The sequence below is a fragment of the Pseudomonas sp. F-14 TE3482 genome, from assembly GCF_053629455.1.
The window spans coordinates 5,938,607-5,953,215 of sequence record NZ_JBRJII010000001.1 but is presented as its reverse complement, the minus strand read 5'-3'; the positions used below and the strand labels follow the sequence as shown (position 1 = coordinate 5,953,215).

The 14,609-nt window shown below is 60.0% G+C and carries 14 protein-coding genes; all 14 read left to right on the top strand.

Going from position 1 to position 14,609, the window contains the following annotated elements:
* Positions 1-139: 139 nt before the first annotated feature.
* Positions 140-2,269 carry a flagellar biosynthesis protein FlhA gene (flhA, locus tag AB7M26_RS27015; RefSeq protein WP_429386976.1) on the top strand — a complete coding sequence of 710 codons (2,130 nt, stop codon included), beginning with the start codon at positions 140-142 and terminating at the stop codon, positions 2,267-2,269.
* An 11-nt stretch (positions 2,270-2,280) separates the two neighbouring features.
* Entirely contained in the window at positions 2,281-3,609 is a 1,329-nt protein-coding gene (flhF, locus tag AB7M26_RS27010) for a flagellar biosynthesis protein FlhF (protein ID WP_123496053.1), read from the top strand.
* Between the two features lie 116 nt (positions 3,610-3,725).
* Positions 3,726-4,556, top strand: a complete 831-nt coding sequence (gene fleN / locus AB7M26_RS27005) for a flagellar synthesis regulator FleN (RefSeq protein ID WP_003222917.1) — start codon at positions 3,726-3,728, stop codon at positions 4,554-4,556.
* Complete coding sequence (fliA, locus tag AB7M26_RS27000; protein ID WP_007894214.1) at positions 4,553-5,293, top strand: RNA polymerase sigma factor FliA; 741 nt, start codon at positions 4,553-4,555, stop codon at positions 5,291-5,293. Before fleN ends, fliA begins: the two co-directional genes overlap by 4 nt.
* Before the next feature lie 168 nt (positions 5,294-5,461).
* Positions 5,462-5,833: a chemotaxis response regulator CheY gene (locus AB7M26_RS26995; RefSeq protein WP_008072643.1), complete on the top strand. Its 372-nt coding sequence runs from the start codon at positions 5,462-5,464 to the stop codon at positions 5,831-5,833.
* A gap of 30 nt (positions 5,834-5,863) precedes the next feature.
* On the top strand, positions 5,864-6,652 hold the full coding sequence (locus tag AB7M26_RS26990) for a protein phosphatase CheZ (protein ID WP_008072644.1): 789 nt from the start codon (positions 5,864-5,866) through the stop codon (positions 6,650-6,652).
* Positions 6,653-6,707: 55 nt separating this feature from the next.
* Positions 6,708-8,948, top strand: coding sequence for a chemotaxis protein CheA (locus AB7M26_RS26985; RefSeq protein ID WP_429386970.1), 2,241 nt, complete (start codon positions 6,708-6,710; stop codon positions 8,946-8,948).
* A gap of 49 nt (positions 8,949-8,997) precedes the next feature.
* Positions 8,998-10,131, top strand: coding sequence for a protein-glutamate methylesterase/protein-glutamine glutaminase (locus tag AB7M26_RS26980; RefSeq protein WP_192345723.1), 1,134 nt, complete (start codon positions 8,998-9,000; stop codon positions 10,129-10,131).
* Positions 10,131-10,871, top strand: a complete 741-nt coding sequence (locus AB7M26_RS26975; RefSeq protein ID WP_008072647.1) for a flagellar motor protein — start codon at positions 10,131-10,133, stop codon at positions 10,869-10,871. Before AB7M26_RS26980 ends, AB7M26_RS26975 begins: the two co-directional genes overlap by 1 nt.
* A 15-nt stretch (positions 10,872-10,886) precedes the next feature.
* Positions 10,887-11,780: a flagellar motor protein MotD gene (gene motD / locus AB7M26_RS26970; RefSeq protein WP_008072648.1), complete on the top strand. Its 894-nt coding sequence runs from the start codon at positions 10,887-10,889 to the stop codon at positions 11,778-11,780.
* Positions 11,781-11,823: 43 nt separating this feature from the next.
* The gene (locus tag AB7M26_RS26965; protein WP_007894220.1) at positions 11,824-12,612 is read left to right on the top strand and encodes a ParA family protein; all 789 of its coding nucleotides are present in this window, start codon (positions 11,824-11,826) and stop codon (positions 12,610-12,612) included.
* Positions 12,613-12,729: 117 nt separating this feature from the next.
* On the top strand, positions 12,730-13,605 hold the full coding sequence (locus tag AB7M26_RS26960) for a CheW domain-containing protein (RefSeq protein WP_429386964.1): 876 nt from the start codon (positions 12,730-12,732) through the stop codon (positions 13,603-13,605).
* Between the two features lie 88 nt (positions 13,606-13,693).
* Positions 13,694-14,179, top strand: a complete 486-nt coding sequence (locus tag AB7M26_RS26955) for a chemotaxis protein CheW (protein ID WP_008072653.1) — start codon at positions 13,694-13,696, stop codon at positions 14,177-14,179.
* Entirely contained in the window at positions 14,180-14,572 is a 393-nt protein-coding gene (locus AB7M26_RS26950) for a DUF2802 domain-containing protein (protein ID WP_218394194.1), read from the top strand.
* The last annotated feature ends 37 nt before the right edge of the window (positions 14,573-14,609 follow it).

Sequence of the window (14,609 nt, the reverse complement as noted above, 5' to 3'; positions counted from 1 at the left end):
AGGCGTCGGTTCAAGCAATACAAATCCTGAAACAGCCCTCTATTCCCTTGCTCGGCAAAAGTTGGAAGGCTTCTTGCAATAGCCGCCCTGCGCCTGCTTCAGGCGTCAAAAGTTTGCTTTAAAGAAACGGGGAAAACCGGTGGATCGCTCTCAGTTAATCAACACTGCACGCACAAACGTTGCCGACCTCAGTCGGGGCAATCTGGGCGTGCCGCTGTTGCTGCTGGTCATGCTGGCCATGATGATGTTGCCGGTGCCGCCGTTCCTGCTGGACGTGTTTTTTACCTTCAACATTGCCTTGTCCATCGTCGTGTTGCTGGTCTGCGTGTACGCCTTGCGGCCGCTGGATTTTGCGGTGTTCCCGACCATTCTGCTGGTGGCGACGTTGCTGCGACTGGCGTTGAACGTGGCCTCGACACGGGTGGTAATGCTCCACGGTCAGGATGGCCATGCCGCCGCCGGTAAGGTGATTCAGGCCTTCGGTGAGGTGGTGATCGGCGGCAACTACGTGGTTGGTATCGTGGTCTTCGCGATTTTGATGATCATCAACTTCGTCGTGGTGACCAAGGGTGCCGGGCGGATTTCCGAGGTGAGCGCGCGTTTCACCCTCGACGCAATGCCGGGCAAACAGATGGCCATCGACGCCGACTTGAACGCCGGCCTGATCGATCAGAACCAGGCGAAACTGCGCCGGATGGAAGTGGCCCAGGAAGCCGAGTTCTACGGTTCGATGGACGGTGCCAGCAAGTTCGTGCGCGGTGACGCCATCGCCGGCCTGCTGATTCTGTTCATCAACCTGATCGGCGGCATGGCGGTCGGTATCTTCCAGCACGGCATGACCTTTGGTGATGCCGGTCGGGTGTACGCCTTGTTGACCATCGGTGACGGTTTGGTGGCGCAATTGCCATCACTGTTGTTGTCGACTGCCGCTGCGATCATGGTGACCCGGGCTTCCGGCTCGGAGGACATGGGCAAGCAGATCAATCGTCAGATGTTCGCCTCGCCGAAAGCCTTGGCAGTGGCCGCTGGCTTGATGGCGGTGATGGGCCTGGTGCCAGGCATGCCGCACTTCTCCTTTCTCAGCATGGCCGCCTTGGCGGCCGGCGGCGCTTATCTGTTCTGGAAGAAGCAGAACACGGTCAAGGTTCAGGCCCTGCAAGAGGTCAAGCGTCAGCAGGAACTGTTGCCGTCGCCGGCCCGCGCTCAGGAAACCAAAGAGCTTGGCTGGGATGACGTGACCCCGATCGACATGATCGGCCTGGAAGTCGGCTACCGCCTGATCCCGCTGGTGGATCGCAACCAGGGTGGTCAGTTGCTGGCACGGATCAAGGGGGTGCGTAAAAAGCTGTCCCAGGACCTGGGCTTTCTGATGCCGACGGTGCATATCCGTGACAACCTCGACCTGGCGCCAAGCGCCTACCGCCTGACCCTGATGGGCGTGATCCTGGCCGAGGCCGAGATTTACCCGGACCGCGAACTGGCGATCAACCCGGGGCAGGTCTACGGCACGCTCAACGGCATTACCGCCAAAGATCCGGCTTTTGGTCTGGAGGCGGTCTGGATCGAAATCAGCCAGCGTGCCCAGGCGCAATCCCTTGGCTACACCGTGGTCGATGCCAGTACAGTCGTGGCAACCCACTTGAACCAGATTTTGTACAAGCACTCCAGCGAGTTGATCGGCCACGAAGAAGTCCAGCAACTCATGCAATTGCTGGCCAAAAGCTCACCGAAACTGGCTGAGGAACTGGTGCCGGGGGTGGTTACGCTGTCGCAGCTGCTCAAGGTCTTGCAAGCATTACTGGCCGAACAGGTGCCGGTACGGGACATTCGCAGCATCGCCGAAGCCATCGCGAATAACGCCGCCAAGAGTCAAGATACTGCCGCTTTGGTGGCCGCGGTGCGCGTCGGCGTATCCCGTGCAATCGTCCAAAGCATTGTAGGCACTGAGTCGGAGCTGCCTGTGATCACCTTGGAGCCAAGGTTGGAACAAATATTGCTCAATAGTCTTCAGAAGGCAGGACAAGGCTCGGAAGAGGGCGTTCTGCTGGAGCCAAGCATGGCAGAGAAACTGCAACGTTCGTTGATCGAAGCGGCGCAGCGTCAGGAAATGCAAGGTCAACCGGTGATTCTGCTGGTGGCCGGTCCGGTTCGCGCGATGCTCTCGCGATTCGGCCGACTGGCAGTCCCGGGTTTGCATGTGTTGGCTTACCAGGAAATCCCTGACAACAAGCAAGTGACCATCGTTGCGACAGTAGGGCCCAACGGCTGAGGTAGTGGTTTATGCAAGTTAAGCGTTTTTTCGCCGCCGATATGCGTCAGGCCATGAAACTGGTTCGTGATGAGCTGGGCGCTGATGCCGCCATCATTGGCAATCGCCGGATTGCCGGCGGTGTCGAGCTGACGGCCGCCCTGGATTACAAATTGTCGGCGCTGGCCCCGCGTGTTCCGAACATGGAGCTCGAGGACGAGCTGCGCAAGACTCAGTCGCGGATCGTAACCGCCCAGGCCGAATTGAGCCTGCGTAGCGATGGCGAGAGCGACAACAGCACCAATCGCCAATTGTTCGCCGGCCTGCCGCTGACCGCCGCCGAGCCGCTGATCGAACCGACTTACGCTGAACCTCGTCGTGCTGCACCAGCCCCCGCGCCAGCCTCCGGTGGAGTTGACCCGCGAGCCTTCGATTCGATGCGTTTCGAGCTCAACAGCTTGCGTGAACTGATGGAGGTGCAGCTTGGCTCGCTGGCCTGGAATCAGCTGCAAGGCAGCCGTCCGGCCCAGGCCAACCTCTGGCGTCGCCTGCAACGCATCGGTCTGTCCGGCCCGTTGTCGCGCGATCTGCTGGCACTGATTACCGATATTGATGAACCCCGTCAGGCCTGGCGCATGTTGCTCGCGCACCTGGCGCGGATGATCGCCACTCCGGAAGTCGAGCCACTGGAAGAGGGTGGTGTGATTGCGATGGTTGGCCCGGCAGGCATGGGCAAGACCACCACGCTGGCCAAGCTCGCAGCGCGTTATGTGCTCAAGTACGGCGCGCAAAACATCGCGCTGGTGAGCATGGACAGCTATCGCATCGGCGCTCAGGAACAGCTCAAGACCCTGGGCCGCATCCTCAACGTGTCGGTCACCCACGTCGACCCGGGCCAATCGCTGGTGCAGGCGCTGGAGCCTTTGCTGCGCAAACGCGTAGTGCTGATCGATACCGCCGGCCTGCAAGCCAGCGATCCAGCACTGCGCATGCAGCTCGAAAGCCTGGCCGGACGGGGCATCAAATCAAAAAATTATCTGGTCTTGGCAACCACTAGCCAGAAACAGGTTCTAACCGCCGCTTATCACAGTTACAAACGTTGCGGCCTTGCCGGCTGCATCCTGACTAAACTGGATGAAACGGCAAGCTTGGGCGAGGTGTTGAGCCTGGCCATCAGTCATGAACTGCCGGTGGCTTACCTGACCGATGGCCCGCGGATTCCGGATGATTTGCATCTGCCGCGTCGTCATCAGTTGGTCAGCCGCGCCGTTAGCGTGCAAATGCAGGAAGAACCCAGCGAAGAAGCCATGGCTGACATGTTCGCTGATATTTACCACAGCCCGACCAAGCAGGTTGGCTGAGGTACTAATGAACAGTTTTTGTACCTACATCGATGGTCTGCCATGCATTGTTCCGTTGATGAACGCGCAGCCAGTAATGTGGCCTCCGTCTAAGTAAGACAAGGTAAAGAAATAACATGGGCAGCATGCATCCCGTACAGGTGATCGCGGTGACCGGCGGCAAAGGTGGCGTCGGGAAGACTAACGTGTCAGTGAACTTGTCCCTGGCTCTAGCTGAGCTCGGCCGGCGCGTCATGCTGCTGGATGCCGATCTGGGACTGGCGAACGTCGACGTCCTGCTGGGACTGACACCCAAACGCACGCTGGCCGACGTGATCGAAGGCCGCTGTGAGCTGCGCGACGTGCTGTTGCAAGGACCCGGCGGCATCCGCATCGTCCCGGCGGCGTCCGGCACCCAGAGCATGGTGCATTTGAGCCCCGCCCAGCATGCCGGCCTGATCCAGGCCTTCAGTGACATCGGCGACAACCTCGACGTATTGGTGATCGACACCGCTGCGGGGATTGGTGACTCGGTAGTCAGTTTCGTTCGCGCAGCCCAGGAAGTGCTGCTGGTGGTGTGCGATGAGCCGACCTCGATTACCGACGCCTACGCGCTGATCAAATTGCTGAATCGCGACTACGGCATGAACCGCTTCCGCGTCCTGGCCAACATGGCGCAGAGCCCGCAGGAAGGCCGCAATCTGTTCGCCAAGTTGACCAAGGTCACGGATCGTTTCCTCGACGTCGCCTTACAATACGTTGGTGCCGTGCCTTACGACGAAAGCGTGCGCAAGGCCGTGCAGAAGCAGCGTGCTGTCTACGAAGCCTTCCCGCGTTCCAAGTGCGCCCTGGCGTTCAAGGCCATTGCGCAGAAGGTCGATACCTGGCCACTGCCGGCCAACCCGCGTGGGCACCTGGAGTTTTTCGTCGAGCGCCTCGTGCAACAGACCGCAGGACCCGTCCTATGACAGCCAGTGGCTACAACCTCTACAAGAAGTCGGCACGTGACGCGCAGTACGAGCTGATCGAGCGTTACGCGCCACTGGTCAAACGCATTGCCTATCACTTGCTGGCGCGTTTGCCGGCCAGTGTCCAGGTCGAAGACCTGATCCAGGCCGGGATGATCGGCCTGCTTGAAGTATCAACCAAATACGACGCCAGCAAAGGCGCGAGCTTCGAGACGTACGCGGGCATTCGAATCCGCGGCGCGATGCTCGATGAAGTGCGCAAGGGGGACTGGGCGCCACGTTCGGTTCACCGCAATACCCGTATGGTCAGCGACGCAATTCGCTCGATTGAAGCTAAAACCGGCCGTGACGCTAAAGATCACGAAGTTGCGGCCGAACTCCAATTGAGTCTCGACGATTATTACGGGATTTTGAACGACACCCTCGGTAGCCGGTTATTCAGTTTCGACGATCTGTTGCAGGACGGCGAACACGAAGGGCTGCACGAGGATGGCGCCAGTGCTCATCTCGAGCCGTCGCGCGATCTGGAAGATGAACGCTTCCAGGCGGCGCTGGCGGACGCGATTGCCAATTTGCCGGAGCGTGAGCGACTGGTGTTGGCGCTGTACTACGACGAAGAGTTGAATCTCAAGGAAATCGGTGAGGTCCTGGGGGTCAGCGAATCGCGGGTCAGCCAGTTACACAGCCAGTGCGCGGCCCGTTTGCGGGGGCGTTTGGGGGAGTGGCGAGCGCGCTGACAGGCAGTGTGGGGACACTGCGAACGAGGTGGGTACGGCATTTTGCTGCATCGGCCACGGCCCGTTGTAATCCATACAACTGTTGAGTGTTACGCCGAATTGATTGAACGGCGCGTTCAGGTGCTGCGCGCGTTTTAAGACTGCTTGGAGGTCGAATTGGACAAGAATATGAAAATCCTCATCGTTGATGACTTCTCAACGATGCGGCGGATCATAAAAAACCTGTTGCGTGACCTTGGGTTCACCAACACGGTCGAGGCGGATGACGGTATTACCGCGATTCCGGTCCTCAACAGCGGGAGCATCGACTTTCTGGTAACGGACTGGAACATGCCCGGCATGACCGGTATTGATCTGCTGCGCCACGTGCGTGCCGATGAAAAACTCAAACACCTGCCGGTGTTGATGGTCACGGCCGAAGCCAAGCGCGAGCAAATCATCGAAGCCGCTCAGGCGGGCGTGAACGGCTATGTGGTCAAGCCATTCACGGCTCAAGCGTTGAAAGACAAGATTGAAAAGATCTTCGAACGCATCGGTTGATGTGCAAAGCCAGTCCGTCACGGGGGAGCTATGGAGCATAACGAATCTTCACAGGGCGATTTTGAGTCGACCCTGAAAAAACACGCGGTCGAACTGGTCGAAAGCCTTGAAAAAGGCAGGTTCGGCGACGCTGTGCAACTGATCCATGAGCTCAACCAGACCCGTGACCGCGGCCTGTATCAGGAAGTGGGCAAGCTCACCCGCGAGCTGCATAGCGCGATCGTCAATTTCCAGATTGACCCGCACATGCCGCAAGCCGAGGAAGTGTCTCAGATCACGGATGCCACCGAGCGCCTGGGGTATGTGGTCAAGCTGACCGAGGCCGCGGCCAACCGCACCATGGACCTGGTGGAAAACGCCACGCCGCTGATCAACAGCCTGAGCGACGAAGCTCAGGCGCTGAGCACGGATTGGGGACGGTTCATGCGTCGCGAAGTCGGGGCTGAAGAGTTCCGTGAACTGGCCCGGCGGGTCGATGGTTTCCTGACCCGCAGCAGTGAAGACAACCGCGTCGTGTCGAGCAACCTCAACGACATTCTGCTGGCCCAGGATTACCAGGACCTCACCGGTCAGGTGATCAAGCGCGTGACCCAGTTGGTCACCGAAGTTGAAAGCAACCTGCTCAAGCTCGTGCTCATGGCCAGTCAGGTCGACCGCTTTGCGGGTATCGAACATGACCGTGAAGCGATGCTGGCTGAAAAAGATCCGCAAAAACATCTCTCTCAGGGTGAAGGTCCGCAGATTCATGCCGATAAAAGAGAAGACGTTGTGTCCGGTCAGGACGATGTGGACGATTTGTTATCCAGCCTAGGATTCTAGAGTTTTAGCATTTTAGGTTTTTTAGGTTTTTAGACCTTTAGGAGCACCCCCCTTAATGAGCTTCGGCGCCGATGAAGAGATCCTTCAGGATTTCCTGGTTGAGGCCGGCGAGATTCTAGAGCAACTGTCCGAACAGCTGGTCGAGCTTGAAAGCCGACCGGATGATGCGGATTTGCTCAATGCAATTTTTCGCGGTTTTCACACTGTAAAAGGGGGCGCCGGCTTCCTCCAGCTCAACGAGCTGGTGGAGTGCTGTCACATCGCCGAGAACGTGTTCGACATCCTGCGCAAGGGTGAACGACGCGTCGACTCGGAACTGATGGACGTGGTTCTCGAGGCACTGGACGCGGTGAACGGCATGTTCAGCGAAGTCCGCGAACGCAGCCCGATCACGGCTGCCACTCCAGAATTGCTTGCAGCGTTGGCCCGTCTGGCCGAGCCGCAAACCGCCGATGAGTCGGCACCGGTCGCCGAGGTGGTGGAAGAACCTGCCGCTGAAGAATCGGGCGACATCACGGATAACGAATTCGAACAATTGCTGGACTCGCTGAATGCCGTCAAGGCTCAAGCCGAGGCTCCAGCGGCTGCGCCAGTGCCGACCAGCGATGCCTCGGCCAGCGACGAAATCACCGATGCCGAGTTCGAGTCGTTGCTCGATCAATTGCACGGCAAAGGCCAGTTCGCCCCCGATGCAGTGGTCGCGGCGCCCGCCGCACCGGCGGCCCCTAAAGCGGCAGGCGACAGCTCCGACATCACCGACGACGAGTTCGAAGCACTGCTCGATCAGTTGCACGGCAAAGGCAACTTTGCGGTCGATGCATTGGAGTCGGCGATTGCTTCGGCTCCGGCCCCGGCTGCGCCAACCGCTAAAGCGGCCGGCGACGATCTGATCTCCGATCACGAGTTCGAATCGCTGCTCGACGAATTGCATGGCAAAGGCAAGTTCACCGAGGTTGGCACTGGCGCAGTGGTTTCTGCTCCTGTCGCCAAGGCGCCAGCACCGGTTGCGAAACCTGTGGCCAAAGTGCCCGAGCCAAAAGCCGAAGCGCCGAAACCGGCCGCCGCTGCTGCACCGGCACCTGCTCGTGCCCCAGCCGCACCACCACCGGAAAAACCGGCCAGCGAAGCCGAGACCACCGTGCGGGTCGATACCGCGCGTCTCGACGAGATCATGAACATGGTCGGCGAGCTGGTACTGGTGCGTAACCGCCTGGTCCGCCTGGGCCTCAACAGCGGCGACGAAGCCATGTCCAAGGCCGTGTCGAACCTTGACGTGGTCACGGCCGACCTGCAAACCGCGGTCATGAAGACCCGGATGCAGCCGATCAAGAAAGTCTTCGGGCGCTTCCCGCGTCTGGTTCGCGACCTGGCTCGCCAGCTCAAGAAAGAGATCAACCTGGAGCTGGTCGGCGAAGAAACCGACCTCGACAAGAACCTCGTCGAGGCCCTGGCCGACCCGCTGGTCCACTTGGTGCGCAACTCGGTCGACCACGGTATTGAAGAGCCGGCTGAGCGCGAAGCGATGGGCAAGCCTCGCAGCGGCAAGGTGATTCTGTCCGCTGAACAGGAAGGCGACCACATCCTGCTGTCCATCTCCGATGATGGCAAAGGCATGGACGCCGATGTTCTGCGCGGTATCGCCGTGAAGAAAGGCCTGATGGACAAGGATGCGGCGGACCGTCTCAGCGAAACCGATTGCTTCAACCTGATCTTCGCTCCGGGGTTCTCGACCAAGACCGAGATTTCCGACGTCTCCGGGCGCGGCGTGGGCATGGACGTGGTGAAAACCAAGATCGCCCAGCTCAACGGCACCATCAATATCTACTCGACCAAGGGCAAGGGCTCGAAGATCGTCATCAAGGTCCCGTTGACCCTGGCGATCATGCCGACGCTGATGGTCATGCTCGGCAACCAGGCGTTCGCGTTCCCGCTGGTGAACGTCAACGAGATCTTCCACCTCGACCTGTCTCGCACCAACGTGGTGGACGGCCAGGAAGTGGTGATCGTGCGGGACAAGGCGCTGCCGCTGTTCTACCTCAAGCGCTGGCTGGTCAGCTCTGCTGCTCATGAAGAGCAGCGCGAAGGCCATGTGGTGATCCTTTCTGTGGGCACTCAGCGGATCGGCTTCGTCGTCGATCAACTGGTGGGCCAGGAAGAAGTGGTCATCAAGCCATTGGGCAAAATGCTCCAGGGAACCCCGGGCATGTCCGGCGCCACTATTACCGGTGACGGCCGCATTGCGCTGATTCTCGATGTTCCGAGCATGCTCAAGCGTTACGCCGCACGGCGTATTTGATTCTGCGGGAGCGGGGCGACTGAGCCTCGCCCCGTCTAACGGAGTGTTTATGGCAGTCAAAGTCCTGGTGGTGGACGATTCGGGGTTTTTCCGCCGCCGCGTCTCGGAAATTCTTTCAGCGGATTCCAATATCCAGGTCGTCGGTACGGCGACCAACGGCAAAGAGGCGATCGATCAGGCGCTGGCGCTCAAGCCAGACGTGATCACCATGGACTACGAGATGCCGATGATGGATGGCATCACGGCAGTGCGGCACATCATGCAGCGCTGCCCGACCCCGGTGTTGATGTTCTCCTCGCTGACTCACGAAGGCGCGCGGGTCACCCTCGATGCGCTGGACGCTGGCGCGGTGGATTTCCTGCCGAAGAATTTCGAAGACATCTCGCGTAACCCGGAGAAGGTCAAGCAACTGCTGTGCGAGAAAATTCTCAGCATCTCGCGCAGTAACCGTCGTGTCAGCGCCTACAGTGCCCCGGCTCCAGTGGCCGCACCCGCCCCGACACCTGCGCCTTCGAGCGTCAGCAGCTACGGCAGCAGCAGTGCGCCTGCGCGTCCGGCCCCGGCACCGATTCCGGCTCGCAGCCATGCAGCGACGCCGGCGTCGCCAGCGCCGAAACGCAAAGCCTACAAACTGGTCGCCATCGGCACCTCCACCGGTGGCCCGGTTGCCCTGCAACGGGTACTGACGCAGTTGCCGGCCAACTTCCCGGCCCCGATCGTGTTGATCCAGCACATGCCGGCAGCCTTCACCAAGGCCTTCGCCGAGCGTCTGGACAAGCTGTGCCGCATCAGCGTCAAGGAAGCCGAGGATGGCGACATCCTGCGTCCGGGCCTGGCGCTGCTGGCGCCGGGTGGCAAGCAGATGATGATCGACGGCCGCGGCGCAGTGAAAATCCTGCCGGGCGATGAACGTCTGAACTATAAGCCGTGCGTGGACATCACCTTCGGTTCCGCGGCCAAATCCTACGGCGACAAAGTTCTGGCGGTGGTACTCACCGGCATGGGCGCCGACGGTCGCGAAGGCGCACGTCTGCTCAAGCAGGGCGGCAGTGCGATCTGGGCTCAGGATGAAGCCAGTTGCGTGATCTACGGCATGCCCATGGCGATCGTCAAAGCCGAGCTCGCGGACGCGGTGTACAGCCTGGACGATATCGGCCGTCACCTGGTCGAGGCGTGTCTCTGATGGATGTACTCAGCCTTATCGGGATCATCATGGCGTTCGTCGCCATCATTGGCGGCAACTACCTTGAAGGCGGTCACCTCGGCGCGTTGGCCAACGGCCCGGCAGCGTTGATCGTACTCGGTGGGACCGTTGGTGCAGCGCTGCTGCAATCGCCGATGAGCGCCTTCAAGCGCGCCATGCAGATTCTCGCCTGGATTCTGTTTCCACCGCGCGTGGACCTGGCTGGCGGCATCGATCGCGTCGTGAACTGGAGCCTGACTGCCCGCAAGGAAGGTTTGCTCGGTCTGGAAGGGGTGGCCGACGCCGAACCCGACAGCTACTCACGCAAAGGCCTGCAACTGCTGGTGGACGGCGCCGAGCCGGAAGCGATTCGCAGCATTCTGGAAGTGGATTTCTACACCCAGGAAAGTCGCGACATCGAAGCCGCCAAAGTCTTTGAAAGCATGGGCGGCTACGCGCCGACCATCGGCATCATCGGTGCGGTGATGGGCCTGATCCACGTCATGGGCAACCTGGCCGATCCATCGCAGCTGGGCAGCGGCATTGCTGTTGCCTTCGTCGCCACCATCTATGGCGTGGCCAGTGCCAACCTGATATTGCTGCCGGTTGCCGCCAAGCTCAAGTCCATCGCGTTGCGGCAGTCGCGTTATCGCGAGATGTTGCTGGAAGGGATTTTGTCGATCGCCGAAGGTGAAAACCCTCGCTCTATTGAGTTGAAGCTTCAGGGCTTCATGGATTGATGGGAGACATGGAGCATGGCACGTCGTCGGCAGCCTGAAGAACACGTAAACCATGAACGCTGGCTCGTTTCCTACGCCGACTTCATTACATTGCTGTTCGCTTTCTTCGTGGTGATGTACTCGATTTCTTCGATCAACGAAGGTAAGTACAAGGTCATTTCCGAGGCGTTGATCGGGGTGTTTACCGACTCTGATCGCGCCCTCAAGCCGATCCCGATTGGTGACGAGCGACCGAAGACCGTGACCCCGGCCAAGCCTCTGGTCAAGGACAGCGAACAGATTGACGCTGGCATCGCCCAGGCTGCCAACGATCCGCTCAAAAGCATTGCCGATGACATCAGCGCGGCGTTCGGCGACTTGATCAGTTCCAACCAGATGACCGTGCGCGGCAATGAGTTGTGGGTCGAGATCGAGCTCAATTCCAGCCTGTTGTTCGGCAGCGGCGATGCAATGCCCAGCGACATCGCCTTCAACATTATCGATAAGGTCGCCGCGATCCTGAGGCCGTTCGACAACCCGATCCACGTCGAAGGCTTTACCGACGATCAGCCGATCCGCACCGCGCAATACCCGACCAACTGGGAGCTGTCCTCGGCCCGTTCTGCGAGCATCGTGCGCATGCTGGCGATGCAGGGTGTGAACCCCGGTCGTCTGGCGTCGGTGGGTTATGGCGAGTTCCAGCCGGTGGCCAATAACGCCACCGCCGAAGGCCGGGCGCGCAACCGTCGGGTGGTGTTGGTGGTTTCACGAAATCTTGATGTACGCCGCAGCCTCACGGGTACCGGAACGGCTCATGCACAACCGGATGCCGCGTTGAAGCGGGCTGGCACACAAACTGCACCGGCTCCGGTCAAGTCGCCGGGACGAGAGAGCGCCGTCAATTCTCCGTCACCCGCATTAATACGTTGAGCTATTTCTCGGTCAACCTTTTCGACCGGGAGGAACAATCCGAATGAGAGTCTGGGCAGTCGCCAATCAAAAGGGTGGTGTCGGTAAAACCACTTCCTCCATCGCTTTAGCCGGTTTGCTGGCTGAGGCGGGCAAGCGCGTGGTTGTGGTCGATCTCGACCCCCACGGCTCCATGACCAGCTACTTCGGTTACGACCCCGACAGCCTGGAACACAGCAGCTACGACTTGTTTCTGCATAAGGGCAGTGTGCCGCAAGGCTTGCCCGGTCAGTTGCTGATGCCCACCAGTGACGAACGCATTTCCCTGTTGCCATCGAGCACCGCGCTGGCAACCCTTGAGCGCCAGTCGCCGGGCCAGAGTGGTTTGGGCCTGGTGATCGCCAAGAGCCTGGCGCAGTTGTGGCAGGACTTCGATTATGCGGTGATCGACAGCCCGCCGTTGCTCGGTGTGCTGATGGTCAATGCCTTGGCGGCCAGCCAGCAGTTGGTGATTCCGGTACAGACCGAACACTTGGCGGTCAAAGGCCTGGAACGCATGGTCAACACCCTGGCGATGATCAACCGTTCGCGCAAACAGGCGCTGCCATTCAGCATCGTGCCGACCCTGTTCGACCGCCGCACCCAGGCGTCCCTCGGCACCCTTCGCGTGCTGCGCGACAAGTACCCGGAAGAAATCTGGCAAGGCTACATTCCGATCGACACCCGCTTGCGTGACGCGAGCCGGGCAGGGCTGACGCCCTCACAATTCGACGGCAAGAGCCGTGGCGTTCTCGCTTATCGCGCACTGCTCAAGCATCTGCTGGCGGCGCAACGTGTTCCGCAGGTGGCGTGAGATGAACTCAATCCCCGTAGGAGCGAGGCTTGCCCGCGAAGCAGACGCCGCAGTTTCCACAGTTAAATCGCATTATCGTTCTTCGCGGGCAAGCCTCGCTCCTACAAAGGTGCGCGCATGAATCGGCCGGTGAAGATCACCTCGCGTCCGCAACTGGCCCTCCAGTCCTATCTGGACGCATTGCTGCAGGACGCGACCGAAGAGTTGCCGCCAGAAGTGGAGGCGCTGCCCGAGGTTGTCGAGGTTATCGAGGTTGAGGCCGCGCTGGATGAGTTCCAGGCTGCCGTGCTTGAAGAGCAGGCCCGTGATGCGCAGAAACCGGCCCTGGCCGCTGCCCCCATCGTTGCGCCAGTGGTGAAAGCAGCGGTGGCCGTGATCGAAGCGCCCGCACCGGTCCTGGCGCCCGTGTCGACGATTGCACCCCTGCTGCAAGCGTTGGTGCCGCCGGTGGTTGAAGTTCATCTGCCACCCAGCAACACGCCGCCACCGGTGGAAACCGACGGTCGTCCGGCATGGGCTGCTGAGCCGTTCGAATGCCTGTTGTTCGACGTCGCCGGGTTGACCCTGGCGGTGCCGCTGGTGTGTCTGGGATCGATTTATTCCTTGGCCGGTCACGAGCTGACGCCGTTGTTCGGCCAGCCGGAATGGTTCCTCGGGATCCTGCCGAGTCAGGCCGGCAACCTGAAAGTGCTGGATACCGCGCGCTGGGTCATGCCGGATCGTTATCGCGATGATTTCCGCCAGGGCCTGCAATACGTTATTTCGGTTCAGGGCTACGAGTGGGGGCTGGCGGTGCATCAGGTCAGCCGCTCATTGCGCCTGGACCCGAACGAAATCAAATGGAGAAGTCACCGAGGTCAGCGGCCATGGCTCGCCGGCACGGTGATTGAGCACATGTGTGCGCTGCTGGACGTTTCTGCTCTGGCCGAGTTGATCGCCAGCGGCGGGGCAAAGCACATGAGCGGCAGCAAGCCACTTCACAAACCGACATAGCTGCCGACATAACAAGTATGCGACGGCATTGTTGAATGCTGCCTACAGAACACACACCGCCAGGAGCGGTTTTTCGAGGGGTCAGGGTATGAGTAGTCAAGCGACGAATGCAAAAGGTTCTGAAGATCCGATCCTGCAATGGGTAACCTTCAAACTGGACAACGAAACCTACGGCATCAACGTGATGCGCGTTCAGGAAGTCCTGCGCTACACCGAAATCGCCCCGGTCCCGGGTGCTCCGAGCTACGTGCTGGGCATCATCAACCTGCGCGGTAACGTGGTCACCGTGATCGACACCCGTCAGCGCTTCGGCCTGATGAATGCCGAGATCAGCGACAACACCCGTATCGTCATCATCGAAGCCGACAAGCAAGTGGTCGGGATCATGGTCGACAGCGTGGCTGAAGTGGTTTACCTGCGTCAGTCGGAAATCGAGACCGCGCCGAACGTCGGTAACGAAGAGTCCGCCAAGTTCATTCAAGGCGTGTGCAACAAGAACAACGAACTGCTGATCCTGGTCGAGCTGGACAAGATGATGAGCGAAGAAGAATGGTCGGAACTGGAGAGTATCTGATTGATTCTTGAGGTGGCTGTCATTGTCCTGTTCCTTTTATGGGCAGGCACGCTGGCGATGTTCCTGGCGTACATCCGCGCTCAGCGGCAGATCGCCGCGCAACAGGCCGAGGGCGATGCGCTGCGCGATCAGCGCATCAAGGACCTGGCCAAACGCGTCGACGACTACCAGAACGGCAACGTGCGCATGGGTGAAGACCTGCACGAACTGCGCGCCGTCGTCGGGCCGTTGCCGGACAAATTGGCGCAGCTGGAGCAGCGTGATCCGTCGAGCCTTTCATTCGCCCAGGCGGCACGGCTGGTGGGGATGGGCGCGAGCGTCAGTGAGCTGACGCAGTCCTGCGGGTTGACCCAGGCTGAGGCTGAGTTGATGAGCAAGTTGCATAAGAACTGATTTTTGCGGTGTGGTTTAGATCGCTATCGCGGGCAAG